The organism is Dehalococcoidales bacterium (assembly GCA_041656115.1).
Taxonomy (GTDB): domain Bacteria; phylum Chloroflexota; class Dehalococcoidia; order Dehalococcoidales; family UBA5627; genus UBA5627.
In genome coordinates this window covers 61,083-75,634 of record JBBAED010000003.1, presented here as the reverse complement: position 1 = coordinate 75,634, position 14,552 = coordinate 61,083, and the positions used below count along the sequence as shown (strand labels likewise).

11 protein-coding genes and 1 tRNA gene are annotated in these 14,552 nt (G+C 45.4%); 5 read left to right on the top strand and 7 right to left on the bottom strand.

Annotated features, from left to right (window positions below):
- The first annotated feature begins 69 nt into the window (after positions 1–69).
- The gene (locus WC958_02890) at positions 70–612 is read left to right on the top strand and encodes a sigma-70 family RNA polymerase sigma factor (GenBank protein ID MFA5629188.1); all 543 of its coding nucleotides are present in this window, start codon (positions 70–72) and stop codon (positions 610–612) included.
- Positions 605–1,504, top strand: coding sequence for a DUF5667 domain-containing protein (locus tag WC958_02885; protein MFA5629187.1), 900 nt, complete (start codon positions 605–607; stop codon positions 1,502–1,504). The genes WC958_02890 and WC958_02885 overlap by 8 nt, the downstream gene beginning before the upstream one ends.
- Positions 1,505–1,566: 62 nt before the next feature.
- On the opposite strand, the gene WC958_02880 is transcribed toward WC958_02885, so the two are convergent.
- From WC958_02880 to WC958_02850, 7 genes are all read right to left on the bottom strand, one after another.
- Positions 1,567–1,800, bottom strand: a complete 234-nt coding sequence (locus WC958_02880; GenBank protein ID MFA5629186.1) for a DUF3820 family protein — start codon at positions 1,798–1,800, stop codon at positions 1,567–1,569.
- Between the two features lie 8 nt (positions 1,801–1,808).
- Positions 1,809–3,278 (bottom strand): DUF2779 domain-containing protein, encoded by a 1,470-nt coding sequence (locus tag WC958_02875; protein MFA5629185.1) that lies wholly within the window; start codon positions 3,276–3,278, stop codon positions 1,809–1,811.
- Positions 3,279–3,287: 9 nt separating this feature from the next.
- Positions 3,288–3,785 carry a ribonuclease H-like domain-containing protein gene (locus WC958_02870; GenBank protein MFA5629184.1) on the bottom strand — a complete coding sequence of 166 codons (498 nt, stop codon included), beginning with the start codon at positions 3,783–3,785 and terminating at the stop codon, positions 3,288–3,290.
- A 91-nt stretch (positions 3,786–3,876) separates the two neighbouring features.
- A tRNA-Gly gene (locus WC958_02865) sits at positions 3,877–3,951 on the bottom strand.
- Between the two features lie 318 nt (positions 3,952–4,269).
- Positions 4,270–5,352 (bottom strand): cell division protein FtsZ, encoded by a 1,083-nt coding sequence (gene ftsZ, locus WC958_02860; GenBank protein ID MFA5629183.1) that lies wholly within the window; start codon positions 5,350–5,352, stop codon positions 4,270–4,272.
- 22 nt (positions 5,353–5,374) lie between these two features.
- Complete coding sequence (ftsA, locus tag WC958_02855) at positions 5,375–6,559, bottom strand: cell division protein FtsA (protein ID MFA5629182.1); 1,185 nt, start codon at positions 6,557–6,559, stop codon at positions 5,375–5,377.
- A 186-nt stretch (positions 6,560–6,745) separates the two neighbouring features.
- Positions 6,746–8,824, bottom strand: coding sequence for a hypothetical protein (locus tag WC958_02850; GenBank protein MFA5629181.1), 2,079 nt, complete (start codon positions 8,822–8,824; stop codon positions 6,746–6,748).
- Positions 8,825–9,139: 315 nt separating this feature from the next.
- Between WC958_02850 and WC958_02845 the strand changes: the two genes are divergently transcribed.
- From WC958_02845 to WC958_02835, 3 genes are all read left to right on the top strand, one after another.
- Positions 9,140–11,548: a hypothetical protein gene (locus WC958_02845; GenBank protein ID MFA5629180.1), complete on the top strand. Its 2,409-nt coding sequence runs from the start codon at positions 9,140–9,142 to the stop codon at positions 11,546–11,548.
- 209 nt (positions 11,549–11,757) lie between these two features.
- Positions 11,758–13,176: an acetyl-CoA carboxylase biotin carboxylase subunit gene (locus WC958_02840; protein ID MFA5629179.1), complete on the top strand. Its 1,419-nt coding sequence runs from the start codon at positions 11,758–11,760 to the stop codon at positions 13,174–13,176.
- 102 nt (positions 13,177–13,278) lie between these two features.
- Positions 13,279–14,451 carry a tubulin/FtsZ family protein gene (locus tag WC958_02835; protein MFA5629178.1) on the top strand — a complete coding sequence of 391 codons (1,173 nt, stop codon included), beginning with the start codon at positions 13,279–13,281 and terminating at the stop codon, positions 14,449–14,451.
- Positions 14,452–14,552 lie beyond the last annotated feature (101 nt).

The window sequence follows — 14,552 nt, the reverse complement described above, 5'->3', positions numbered from 1 at the left end:
GCCAAAAATATCGGTTTACTATCCTTTATGCAGTATTCCGGTCGTGGTAATTCGGTAAGGAGTTGTCGAGTGCAAGAAGAGCAAAGCCTGGTGCTTCTGGCGCAGAAGCACGATAAAGAGGCCTTTGCCAAGCTTTACGAACAAAATTTCGATAAAATTTATCGCTTTGTTTATCTTAAAGTTGGCAATAGTGCGGAAGCCGAAGATATGACGCAACAGGTCTTTATTAAGGCTCTAAAATCGATTGCGTCCTATAAATGGAAGGATGTTCCTTTCTCGGCTTGGCTTTTTAGGATTGCCCATAACCACGTTATCGATTATTATCGCAGGCAGTCCAAGCGGCAAACCGCACCGTTGGAAGATTATATGGCAATTGATAGTTCGAATACGCAAAAAGAGGTAGAGGACAAAGAAGAGGTTGCAAAACTGATAAGCGCCTCAAAAAAATTAACAAAGTTACAACAGCAGGTTATAGCAATGCGCTTTATCGGGGAGCTTCCGATTGCTGAGGTTGCACGGATTATGGGTAAAACCCAAGGGGCGATTAAGGCTTTGCAGCATAGCGCGGTTGCTAATTTAAGAAAGATATTAACGGAAGAATCAAATGTTTAGAAAAAATAAAGATAATTTAGATGAAATATTCGAAAAATGCCTCGATAGCATTTTAACGGAAGAAAAAACCGTAGATGAATGTATCGCCGAATATCCTCAGCACGATCAAGAGCTTAAATCGCTTTTAGCGGTCTCCCTAAAAACACAAAAGGCGATGAACTCGGTTAAAGCAAACCCTGATTTTAAGGCCAGGTTAAAATATATCTTGGAATCGGAACTTGAAAACGCCGCCACCCAAAAACGATTCTCGCTAAAACTGGGAAGGGGCTGGGCAACCGCAACGTTTGCCGTTGCCCTTGCGGTACTGTTATCGGGCGGCGGAACCGTAGCGGCGGCAAGCGGCAGTATGCCGACAAGCCCGCTGTATAATGTAAAACTGGCGACCGAAGAAGTTCAACTCTTTTTGACCGCCGATAAGAACAACAAAGCCGATTTGTACTCAAAATTCGTTACAAAACGCGTTGGCGAAATAGTTACAATGGCATCAAAAAATAATACCGAGGGGATTACCAAATCATCGCAAAGAATGCAAAACCAACTTACGGCAATAAACAGCCTTTCGGCGGATGTCAGTGCTTATACCAAAGAAATTTCCGGCCACGAGTTAACGAATGAAACGCTAACCCCCACCGTAACGCAAACAATGGGCGGAACGGTTACTGCTGCTACTACAACTACCACAGTAGTTACCGATTCATGGCAATTTGCGCGCACCTTGCCGGCACACGTAACCAATCGCAGCAATCAATTACTGATAGATGATTTATATGAGAATATTTTGGCTCTCTATGCGGCTGCAGGCGGTAATTCGGGGTCCACTTTAGATGCGATAATCGCGGCAATCGATATATTGGAAAAAAGTTATAACGAGATAATCGGCGGAGCTAATTAGTTGTTTATTAAGAATCTCGCGGCGTACCGGTAAATCAAAGGCGGATTAGACGGCAGCCAACGTTACTTTAACGGTTTTAAAAGATACTCAAGTCCGTTTACTTTTATTTCGTAAATCGCGGCAAGGTACTCACCCAGCTTTCCTTCTGGGAAACCGTTTTGACGAAACCAAACCAAATAAGGCTCGGGTAAATCACAGAGCAAACGCCCCTGATATTTACCGAAAGGCATCTTCGTATTTACCAATTTCAGTAAAAAGTCGCGGTTATAGGCAGGTGTGTTTTCTTCGGATTCCATACGTAACGTTACTCCGCAAGCCGATACAATTTAGCGATTATCTCCGCCATTGCCTCTGTATCCCGCTCGCAATATTTAAGGAGGTTTTCGCGGATCCCGTCTTTTTCCGCATCGGTTAAATCGCCAAAAAGAATTTGTAAAAAGGCCAGGCTGGCATCGTCGCCCTGGGCTATTTCCATCCCGTCGTAGCTAATATCGGTAATTGAAGGCAGAACCTTTTTAAGCGAGGTACTCCCCCGTTGCTCCGGATGATAATAGTAAAAACTTCTAAACGGCCCCCAAAGATCAATAAACCTTGGTAACAGCAAATCTACCCATTCCTGATATTTCGGGAAAGCCTCGCCCAAACTTTTTAAAATTTTTTCTTCAAAGCATTTGTTATAGGCAACAACTGTTCCGTTATTTCCGATAAGTTCGTATAACGCCGTTATAAACCCCAACCGAGGGTCTTCATTACCTTCCGCCAGATACCAATAATGCTTAAGTTCAGTATTAGGGCTTTCTTGAACATGCAACGAAAACTGGAAGGGAATTTGTTGGTACGGGCGGGTGCCATCGTAAATCGGAACGGCGGTATTAAAGGTTTCAAAGTCCAAATAATACAAAGGATATTCAAGTAAATTCAGGAAATCTTTGATTTCATCTTTTTGGATATGCACGTTGTTATTAACAACAGAATCCTTTTGAATCAATTGCTTGTCGCTTAGGGTAAAACCATCGGGGATATCGCCTATTTCCATAATACCGCTATCGTAAAGTGCAGCGGATTTTTTACCGCCGTAATACAAGGTAAAAACGTTATCTTCGGGCATCTCTCCCCAACAATTGTCAATCAGGGCGCACGGGTAAGGGTCATTACAATGCGAGCCGAGATAGATTTCGGGGGATTCGGATAGGTTCATAATTTGCAGCATCTTGACAATTTTTTCTTCGGTACATCCGTAAATTTCTTGAACGGCATCCGAAACGTCTTCAAGCGTAAACAATTCTTCGGGGATAATCTCTCCGTTTTTGATATACTCATTGTTTATGTAAACCAAAATTGTTTTTCTGATTTTTAACCCGCTTATCTCCCAGCAAAATTTCTGGAACGCAAGGTCATGGATATTGATGTCCTTTACGGAGGTGGAGCTTTTGACTTCAATAATATCCCATTCATAATCGTTTGCAGGATAAAGTATATCGGAGCGCGCGTAAAGCCTTTTGAACATTACGGCAGCTTCAAAAAGAGGCTTACCGAGATTAAGCATTTTTTTGGTTTCTTGGATATTACCGATAAAACTTTCTTGCGGAACATCAATTCCTTCGGGGAAAAGTTTTTTGGCAAGCTCTCCCACCAAATGGCCTTGGTCAAAAATATGCTGCGTGGCGGCATCGGGTTCCGGCATATCGGAAGGGCAATTAACCGAAAACCACAGTAAGCGCGGGCATTGAATACCGTTCAGATATTTACTTTTTGAAAGCAGTTTGGATGCCATAATATCCCCCTAATCGGAAATTGAAAAATAATTCAATTTTTCCCGCAGAATTTTCAAATTGATAACGTCTTCCCTGTTATATTCCAAAAGTTTTTTAAGCGCCGCCAAATCGTTAAGGCGTTTGTACCTCTCCCACAAAAGGACGGCATCAAGCCCCGACATGCCGACGGACTTTCTGTAAATTCCGAGTTTTTGTTCGACTATTTTAAGCCCGCCTTTTAAATTGCAATCCCAACAATCAAACATTAAATCACGGTGCGCCGCCATTGTTTCCAAATTCACCCCGATTTTATTATCAATAAAGGGGAGGTCGAAGCGTTTGCCGTTATAGGTATACAGATTTTCCACGCCGCTAAACGATTCGATAAGACCCGCGGCGGTAATATTTTCACCCACCAGCTGAATGAGTTTACTATTGTGACTGTTAACAAGGTAGAGCCCGATAACGGTAATATCCGATGTTTGGGAAGATAAACCGGTTGTTTCAATATCCAGATAAGCGTCCAAATCAAATCCTTTGCAAATTCTATTTTAATATTATAAACGGGAAAGAAGCTAAATGAAACAGTTAGGGGAAAACGGGCTGAGAAAATACGTTTGGAGCGGGTGACGGGATTCGAACCCGCGACGTCTTGCTTGGGAAGCAAGCACTCTACCGCTGAGTTACACCCGCTCTGTTTGCGACGTCCTTATTTTACCCTTTATGAAGTTGGTCTGTAAAGAAAGCATTAGAACAATTCAGGTTCCTTGGCAAAATTGTTTTTTAAATAAAAAAACGGGAATCACTTATTAGATGACGTCCCGTTTTTACAAGGAAATAACTCCTTTAATTATATCAACTATTTCTTTTTTGCAGGCTTTGCAGGAGCAGGCGATGATTTACTACCCACTTTTGCCGGAGCTTTGTGACCCATTCTTACCTCCCAATAATATTTTCAGAATAAGATTTCTCATCTTATTTTATATTATACAAAAAAATAATTAAAAAATTCTATTTTTTCTTGCGCAAATTCCTAAAAATGGACGGAATATCCAATTCTTCCGGATTTTCGCTCTTAAGCAGGCGTCTGACATCTTCTTGTTTTGCGGCATCCAGTTGTTTCTCTTGTTCTTCCGATTCCTCTTTGGTTGCAAAACCGGTGGCGATTAATGTCAGGCGAACCTTGCTTTCCAATGCGGGATCGACCATTACACCAAAGATAACTTTTGCATCCGGGGCAACCGCCTTTTTGATTGTTTCGGCAGCATCGTTTACTTCAAAGAGGGTCAAATCGCCCCCGCCGACAACATTAAACATAACTTTTTTGGCGCCGTAAACCGATGTATCCAGAAGAGGACTGGTCAAGGCCTGCTTGGCGGCGTCAACGGCACGATTCGGCCCGTCCCCCCAGCCAATAGACATCCAGGCATGTCCGGCATCCTGCATGATTGCCCTGACATCGGCAAAGTCAAGATTAATAAAACCGGGAACGGTAATTACCTCGGCAATCGATTGCACACCTTGGTGCAATACTTCATCGGCCATTCTAAAGGCGTTGGCAATACTTGTTCTTTTATCGCAGAGGTCAAGCACTTTTTCATTGGGGACGATAATAAGGGTATCGACATGCGGAACAAGATTGCGGATACCTTCATCTGCCACTTTGGCACGATGCAGCCCTTCAAATTTAAAGGGAGTGGTAACAACCGCAATGGTTAATGCCCCCGTTTTCTTGGCGATTTGAGCAATAACCGGTGCCGAACCTGTTCCCGTACCGCCACCCATACCGGCGGTAACAAATACCATATCCGAGCCGTTTATAACGTTTTGTATTTCATCAATACATTCTTCGGCAGCTTTGCGCCCTCTGGAATGGTCGCCGCCGGCCCCCAGCCCGCGTACTGTTTTAGTTCCCAACTGAATTTTAACGGATGCTTCCGTTAATTCAAGGTGCTGGGCATCGGTATTCATGGCAATAAACTCTACGCCCTGAATCCCTTCTTGGACCATTCTGGTAACCGCATTGCAACCCGAACCGCCCATGCCGACAACCTTGATTTTTGCCGGGCTGGGAACATTAATCGACTTTGTCATAAATAATCTCCTGCATCAGTATCTAAATATTTTTACCCATTATTCTTGAGATATAATTGGCATTCCTGGATTGTTTTTCGTCGTTAATCAACTTCCAAAGCAATAATCCCACGCCGGAGGCATGCATCGGGTTACCCAAAACATCCGAGACCCCGGGTAATCTGATCGGATAGCCGATTCTTGAAGGCAATCCGGTTGTGCTGACGGCAAGTTCCGCAAGCCCGTGCATATTGGCGGTTCCGCCGCAAATTACAACATTTAAGGAAGATACATTCGGAAATTCAATCTCCGAGAGTTCCAGCATAACCAATTTCAAAAGCTCTTCAAGGCGTGAAGCGATAATTTGAGTTAGTACACTTTGGGGAATGGATATGCCGCCGACAACTATATCTTTGGTATCGGGGGTGGTGTTAAAGGGAATCACAGTCCCGTATTTGGTTTTGATTTGCTCGGCCGCTTCAAAAGAAATACCGGTTGCAAGCGCAATATCCCTTGTAACATGGAAACCGGCTACCGGTAAAACAAAGGCATAATAGGCGCTCCCATTTTGGAAGACAACAACATCGGTTGTCCCGCCGCCGATATCAATCAGAATCGCTCCGTCTTGTTTTTCTTCTTCCGTTAAGACCGCTTCGGCGCTGGCTAAAGGTTCAAGAATAACGTCTTCGACTTTAACCCCGCAACTTTTAATGCATTTAACCAGGTTTTGAACGGAAGTAGAAGCGGCAGTTACGATTGTGGTTTCCGCATCAAGACGGTTGGCATACATTCCGACCGGGCTGTTAATTCCCGATTGACCGTCCAATGCGTAAGAACGAGGGATCATATGTAATATCTCCCGCCCCTGCGGCAGTTCGACATCTTTGGCAATTTTAAGAACACGTTCCAAATCACCGGGAGAAACGATTTTACGAGGACCTCTTACGGAAACAACCCCTTTATTGTTTATGGAACTGATATGTTTACCGGTGATGCCGACACAAGCGGATTCCAGCTTGTATCCGGCGGCTTGTTCGGCCTTTTTGATTGACAAGCGGATTGATTCCTCGGCTTCTTTAACATCAACAACCATTCCCTTATGCAAACCGTCGGAGGAAACAACCCCCACCCCCAAAACAGTGGGGTAAGAGGATTCCCCTACTTCCGCCATTACGGTGCATATCTTGGTTGTACCAACGTCAATTGCGGCAATTTTGTTATTTTTCATATGCTCTTTTTACCATCCCTCTTTAATCATTCCGGTGATTTAAAAAAATTCTTGCGTAAAATAAATTGAATAATATACTATATTAATCTTTGCCAATCGTCAATAAAAAATCTTTTCCTATAACATTATGACAAATAAAAATGCCCCGTTGAAACGAGGCATTTTTGGGTACGCCTATAATCATTGTTAACTTAACATCATTAAACCCAAACTGATTGTAACCGCCGCAAAAATCGAACCGAGTACGGCAAGGACAATAATGGTAGTCAGTTCGCTGGAGGATAAAACCTTTTTCACTAAGGTTCTTAAAAGGGCCTCTTGGGCTTTTTCCAACGCTTCTTCGGCCTTAATACTTGCCTGATTGGCAATTTCCTCTGCCGATGCTTTAACATCGGTTGCCGCCTTTTCCGCTCGCGCACTGGCTGCCAAGGCAGCGCTTTTAGCTTCTTCCGCCGCCTTCCTTGCTTCTTCGGCAGCCTTTTTGGCTTCTTCGATTTTAGCCGTAGCTTCCTTACTGGTAGCTTTCATGGCCGCTTCAGCGGCTTCTTTGGCATCGGTTGCCGATTTATTGGCACCCGATAACGCCGCCTCCGCCGCTTGCTTGGCCTCTTCGGCAGCCCTTTTAGCCTCTTCAATTTTAGCGGTGGCTTCCTTGCCGGTGGCTTTGATGGCCGCCTCTGCCGCTTCTTTGGCGTCGGTTGCCGATTTATTGGCACCCGATAGCGCCGCTTCCGCCGCTTGCTTGGCTTCCTCGGCGGCTTTTTTAGCCTCGGCCATTTTCGTTTGCGCTTCTTCACCGGTCAGCCGCATTGCATTTTCGGCTGCAGTTTGAACGTTAACGGATGCCTGATTGGCTAAAAAGGCGGCTTCTCCGGCATCTTTTGCCGCTTTTTCCGCCATCATCACTAAAGTATGCAAGGCCTTTGCCGCCGCTTCAACCGCATTATCCCCCGAAAGCTCTGCCTGTTCGGCTTTCTCTCTGGTTTTTTCGGCAGCTTTAAAAGCTAGCAAAGCCGACTGCTTGGCATCTTGCCCCGCTTTTTCAACACTTTCGGCAAGCGGCCCGGAAACCTTAACCGCCGCCGCAAGCGCCTCTTCTCCTGCAATATCGGCCAGCTCGGCTTTTCTTTCAATTTCTTCCGCCAATCTGAATCCGGCATGGGCAATTCGTTTCGCTTTCTTACCCGATTCATCGGTTTTGGAAGCGGTTTCGGCCGATAAATTCTTTTCTAATTCCTCTTGTGCAACCTGAACCTGTTTGATACTGCTGTCAAGCTGCTTATTGATTTGTTTTGACTGTTCAACGGCGGAATCAACGGCGCCCTTTGCCATAATCGATGCGGCTTCCGCTCTGGCAGCCGCATCTTGAGCCCTGTTTAATGTTTCGGCTGCAGCCTCCCTTGCGGCTAAATCCAACTCTTCCGCTTTTCTGACGGCTTCTTCAGCCGCATACCGGGCGCTTTTAGCGGTTTCTTCCGCTTTTTCGGCTGCCTCTTCGGCTCTGGCAATTGCCTCGGCCGCCGCCTGAATAGCCGCCTCCGAAGCCTCTCTCGCCATAATAGCAGCCTCTTCCGCCCTTCTGACGGCCTCATCGGCCTTTTGTGCCGCATCACCCGCGGCAAGCGATGCTACTTTAGTAGCTTCCTCCTGGGCTTCCTTAGCCTTTTTAACCGCTTCTTCGGCCTTTTGTGCCGCCTGAACAGCCGCAAGTTCCGAGACCCGCGCCGCTTCTTCCTGGGATTCTTTAGCGATTTTGGCAGCCTCCTCCGCTTTTTGGGAGGCTTCGGCAGCCGCTTCCTGAGCCATTTTGGCCGCGGCTATGGAATCGTTTTTGGCTAAAGCACCGGCTTCTTCCGCTCTTTTAGCGGCATCGGTAGCCGCAATTATTGCCGATTGTGCCGCTTGTTTGGAACTTTTATCGGCTTCTTCGGACCTGGCAGCTGCCCTTTCGGCAGCCGCTATCGCATCTTTGGCTGTTTTTTCAGCCTTTGCGGCCGCTTCCGCCGCTGCTTTGGTGGCATCACCGGCCGCCTTTTCGCCGGCCTTACGTGCTTCCTCCGCTCTTTTACCGGCTTCGAAGGACGCCTGCGTGGCTGCTGTTGCCGCTTCTCTGGACGAACGGGCAGCCTCTTCGGCCCTTCTGGCTGCCGCCGCTGCCGCCCGGATATTTTCATCCATTTCATCCAAGATTTGCGGAAGCGGTTTCATCATTATTTTAGGCGCTTCTTGACGCTCTGCACCTTCTTCTTTATCTTTCTCTACCACGCTTGTTCCCTCCTTTCTTCAATTTTTAAACCCCGGTATATTTTTATGCCTGATACGGACAAAATTAATTTCCGAAAAAACGGCAATCTGGAAATAGAGTTAGTATTGCAGCTACTAAGAATATGATATGTTGTTTTAGCGGCCTTGTAAATACCATAAAGGTCTTTATTAACGCTATTTTCGATAATTTTAAAAAAGTTCCTTTTTAATTTAAAACGGATCGATTTAGTGGCAATTTTATATCGTGTGCTAGTATAATTATAGTACCGTTTTTATTACGTGTGTTTAAAGACTTTGAAATTAGCGGGGATATCAATGTTTAGAAAAGTAAAAAATGCCTTTAAAATTGCTTGCCTGACGGTATTAACCGTTACATCATTTCTTTTTGTGCTGCCGCCCGTATCCGCCTCGGCCGCCGGTGAACTGCCTCTTTCCAAGTATTCGGGAGCCCCGGGAGATACCGTTCAAATATCGTACACTTTCGGAACCGTTACAAACGGGCTGGCCGTAATTAATTTTAACGGCATTTATTTGGGAACCGCCCCAATCACAAACCACTCTTTTGCGTTCGATTTTAAAGTTCCGGTATTACCCCGCGGGACATACACCGTTTCGGTTACCGTTGAGGGAAGCGGCGCCGGTTTTTCGGACGATTTTACCATCAAACCTAAAATCTATATCAATGACAAAGATACAACCGTTGAGGGGGTGGAAGCATCGGTTGGGGATGGAATAGTAGTCAAGGGGAACGGCTTTAGCCCCGGTAAAATTTCTTTTTACATTGATAATTCAACAACCGCTATTGCGACTTCAACCGCCGACGGAAACGGGGTTTTGGAACCTATAAGTATTGAGATACCGCCCGCCAATAAAGCCGTACATCTTTTAAAGGCGGTTGACAGTGCCGGCAGCGCCGGCTCGGTTTACGCACAATTTTCAGTGGCTCCGAGCTTAAAATTATCAAGTGAAACCTGCGGTGCCGGGGAACAAATTACTATAACCGGAAACGGGTTTGCCGGTTCATCAATAATTGACCTTAAAATCGCCACAAAAACACTTTCAAACTCAACCATTGTTACCGACGTTAACGGAACGTTTTCGGTTACGGTCAATCTGCCTCTTACGCTTACCAAAGGAAGCTATGTTATCAGCGCAACCGATAATGCGGGGAATAAAAAAACAACCAACCTTGTAATTAAACAAAGTCTTGCGACCACAAAATCATTCGGAATGGTGGGTGATACAATTACAGTTCGCGGCGCCAGTTTTGACCCCGGCGTGAAGGTAACCGTTTCTTTAAACAATCTGGGGCTGGTTTCAACCCAAACCGATAATTACGGCGCTTTTACAATGGATTTATGTGTTCCCGAGCTTGCTCAGGGGCAATATCAAATCAAAGCGGTTGATGCCAACCAAAACGAAGCCGTAATCAACTTTACCGTTAATTCCAACATCAAAATTGTTACCGATTCCGGTAAAGTCGGTGCGGTAATAAGCGTGGGCGGCAATGGTTTTGCCGACCGTTCGGATATCGTTATTTATTTTAATGACGAGAATGTGGGAACCGCCAAAACAAACAGTGTGGGGACTTTTAGCACGGAAATAACAATTCCGAGAGCGCCGTTTGGAGAGTATTTGCTTAAAACCTCCGATGAAAGCGGCAATAAAAGCGAAGTTACTTTTAATATTATCCCCGCAATTGCAGTTGATAACGCAACGGTTCTTGTCGGTGATAGCGTGGTAATTTCGGGAAACGGATTTGCCGCAAGCAGTTCGGGTAAAACAAATAAAATAACCCTTAGCATTGACGGTATTAACATAGCCGCAACCGAAAATGAAATTTTTACCGATAGCCTCGGCAGTTTTACCGCCATTTTGAATATGCCCGCAAAAACGGGAGGCGCTCATACCGTTAAAGCTGTTGATAGTTTTGATAACGCGGGCAGCGTGTCAATAACGATAGCACCGTCTGTGGCAAGCGATATTGAAACCGGAATTGCCGGAGAAACCGTGCAAATATCCGGTTACGGGTTCGGTATCAATAAAGATATAACCGTTAAATACAATAACGCCGTTATCAAAACGGCCGCAAACAAGGTAACAACCGATATTAACGGCAGTTTCCAAGCCGCTTTTACGCTCCCCGATATAACCGCCGGGGTTTACAACATTGAAGTCAGCGACGGGATAAGCAGCGCCGTCACCCCCTTTAACCATGCTTACGAAACCGTTCCGCCGCCCGCGGTTGGGCTGATTGCTCCTATCGAAAAGAATAAAGCCCCTCAGCCGATAGTCTTCAGTTGGAGCGCCTCAAGCGACCCGAGCGGGGTTTTCTATAAACTGCAAATCGCGACCGATTCGAATTTTACCAAGATTATTTTTAACCAAGACAACCTGGATAGCAATAATTATATGATGAGCGCAGAAAACAAACTGGATCCCGTCAGTGTTAATAATCCTTATTATTGGCGGGTTAAGGCAGTTGACGGAGTCGGGAACGAAAGCGCTTGGGTTAGCGATGCATTTGTTGTCGGTTCCGGTTGGCCGCTGTGGCTCACTTATTTACTTGTTGGCATCGGCGGCTTTATTGTCCTTGTTATTTTAGGAATTTGGGTCGGCAAAAGAACAGCCATGCTCAAAGATGACAGCTCCTACAACTACAGCATGGATGCCGATATTGAATATCGCTACCGCAAACAATATCCTAGCGACGATTTGGGTTAAAAAATAAAGTCGTAACTTTGACTAAAAAAACCGTATCGTATCAGACTAGCGAGACGGATGTTTTTCAATTTCTTAACAAAAAGTTCCGCAAACAACAACTTTAAATTCGATATTTTCTTTATATCCGACCAAAATACCTTTATAATGACATTACAAAAACACAATTTTAACAAATCACTTATTTTAGTCTTTTGCAAGAGGTGCCAGTTATGCTTAGTAAAATATTAGTAGCCAACCGCGGTGAGATTGCGATCCGCATTATGCGTGCCTGCAAGGAACTCGGAATAAAATCGGTTGCCGTTTATTCCGAAGCCGACCAGGGCGCTCTTTTTGCCAAATATGCCGATGAAGCGTATCTTTTGGGGGCCGCGCCGGCCTCACAAAGCTACCTCGATATCGAAAAAATAATATCGGTTGCCAGGGACTGCAACGCCGACGGGATTCACCCCGGTTACGGGTTCCTTTCCGAGAACCCAAATTTTGCCGAAGCCTGCGAAAAAGCCGGCATTACATTTATCGGTCCTTCGAGTTCGGTTCTGAAAATCACGGGAAACAAAGTAGCAGCCCGTAAGGAAGCCATTAAAGCAAAAATTCCGGTTATTGCCGGCAGCGAAGAACCCACCGCCGACCTTGAAAACATCCAAAAAATTATCCGTAAAATCGGCTACCCCGTTATTATCAAACCGGCAAACGGCGGCGGCGGTATCGGCATGACAATTATTAACTCGGAAGAAGAACTTGAAAATGCGATTGCAACGTCTGTTTCGATTGCGCAATCCAGCTTCGGAAACGTTGATCTTTATATCGAAAAATATCTTGAACATCCGCGCCACATAGAGTTTCAGATTCTGGCCGATAAATTCGGTAACGTTGTGCATCTCGGTGAGCGTGAGTGTAGTATTCAAAGAAACTACGGCAAAATTATTGAAGAATCCCCGTCGATGGCGATTAGCGAGTCGATGCGCGAAAAAATCGGTAAACAGGCGGTCAAACTCGCCCGCAAAATCAAATATGTCGGCGCCGGAACCGTTGAGTTCATCTTTTCCGAAGGTAATTATTATTTCTTGGAAGTAAACGCCCGCATACAAGTCGAGCACGGTGTAACGGAAATGGTAACCGGAATTGACCTTGTAAAAGAACAAATCAGAATCGCTTCGGACTTGCCGCTATCGGTAAAGCAGCAGGATATCAAACTTACGGGATGGGCGATTGAATGCCGTATCAACGCGGAAGATCCGATAATGAATTTTTTGCCTTCGCCCGGTAAGTTAAGGGGCTACCGTTCTCCGGGCGGTATAGGCATTCGTGTCGATTCCGGGGTTCATAACGGCTATACAATCCCCGATTGTTACCACCCGATGATATCCAAGCTTATTGTTCACGGCAGAGACCGCAAGGAAACCATTTTACGTATGCAGCGCGCATTATACGAATACATTATTGTCGGCGTTGATACGAATATAATTTTGCATAAAGCGATTATGGAAAACCCGCGTTTTATTGACGGGAATATCGATACCGATTTTATTAAGAAGGAAACCGGGTTGCAGGTTAACATGAAACGCATTGCGGAAAGGGATTACCCGCTAATCGAACGCCTGTCCGACATCTTCAATTTCAAAGAATAATAAATCCGTTTTAGCTAAAGGCAGGTCGGTTTATATTGACAATACGGAACAGGTATAGGTAAAATAGCTACGGTTTAAATGTAATTTTTTGGAGGGGGAGTCATGAAATTAGTAGTCATCGGTTTCGGGCAAGCAGGTGGGCGTATTGCCGATGAGTTTGCTCGTTTGAACAGAAGGGCAATCAGCACCAGGGGCATAGAAATCACGCCGGGCGTTTTTGCCGTTAACACCGACGCTGCCGATTTAAGCGGCTTAACAACGGTCAAAGCGGATTACCAGCACCGAATCTTAATCGGCGGACGTAAAACCGGAGGCCACGGAGTCGGTAAAATCAATGAACTTGGCGCCGAAGTCGCCCGCGAAGATGCCGATAAAATCGTTGACGCATTAAGAACAACCAAACGTTTCTACGATGCCGACGGGTTCCTTTTAATTGCCAGTGCCGCAGGCGGTACCGGTTCCGGTTCAATCCCCATTATCGCACAGCACATCAAAGAACGTTATATGGATAAGCCCTTATATTCTCTGATTGTCCTGCCTTTCGAACACGAAGAACAAAACGAAGAGAGAACCGTTTACAATACCGCGGTTTGTCTTAAATCGGTTTATTCGGTTGCCGATGCCGTTATTTTGGTGGATAACCAGCGCTACGTACGCAAAGATTTCTCCCTTAAACATAACCTCGATAAAATTAACTCCCTGATTGCCGCCCCGTTCTACAACCTGCTTTGTGCCGGTGAAGAAAAGAAGGCGGTTAATATTGGAGCGAAGACACTTGATGCCGGTGATATTATCCAGACCCTTTTGGGATGGACCGTTATCGGTTACGGGGAATCAAAGCCCGACCGCTTCAGCCTTTTCGGCTCTAAGGGCAGTTTCCGCGATAAGAGCAGTCAGACACATAAAGCGGTTCAAGCAATGGATGCCGCTTTTAGTGATATTTCCACCCGATGCAATCCCAAAGACGCCTCAAGGGCAATGTATTTGATAACGGCCCCCGCCCGCGAAATCAATATGGATATGATTAAAGAAATGGGCGATTGGATGAGGGATACGGCTCCCAATGCCATTATCCGCAACGGTGATTATCCAAGGGATGGAAGCAACTTAAATGTTACCGTTATTCTTTCGGAATTAAGCGATGTTGAGAAAGTTAGAAATTACTACAACGCCTCAACCGACCTTGTTCCCATTATTAAACAGCGACAACAGGAAGTTGCCGCCAAACTGCAAACTATTGACGAACTCAGTAAGGATATCCCAACCCTGCTGTAAGGGTTTTAAACAAAGACTTAAAAATAAAGGCTGCGCCAAAGGGTAAAACCAGCGGTGCAGTCTTTTTTTGTTTGGGAAAGCAACAGGCCAATTCAGCTGGT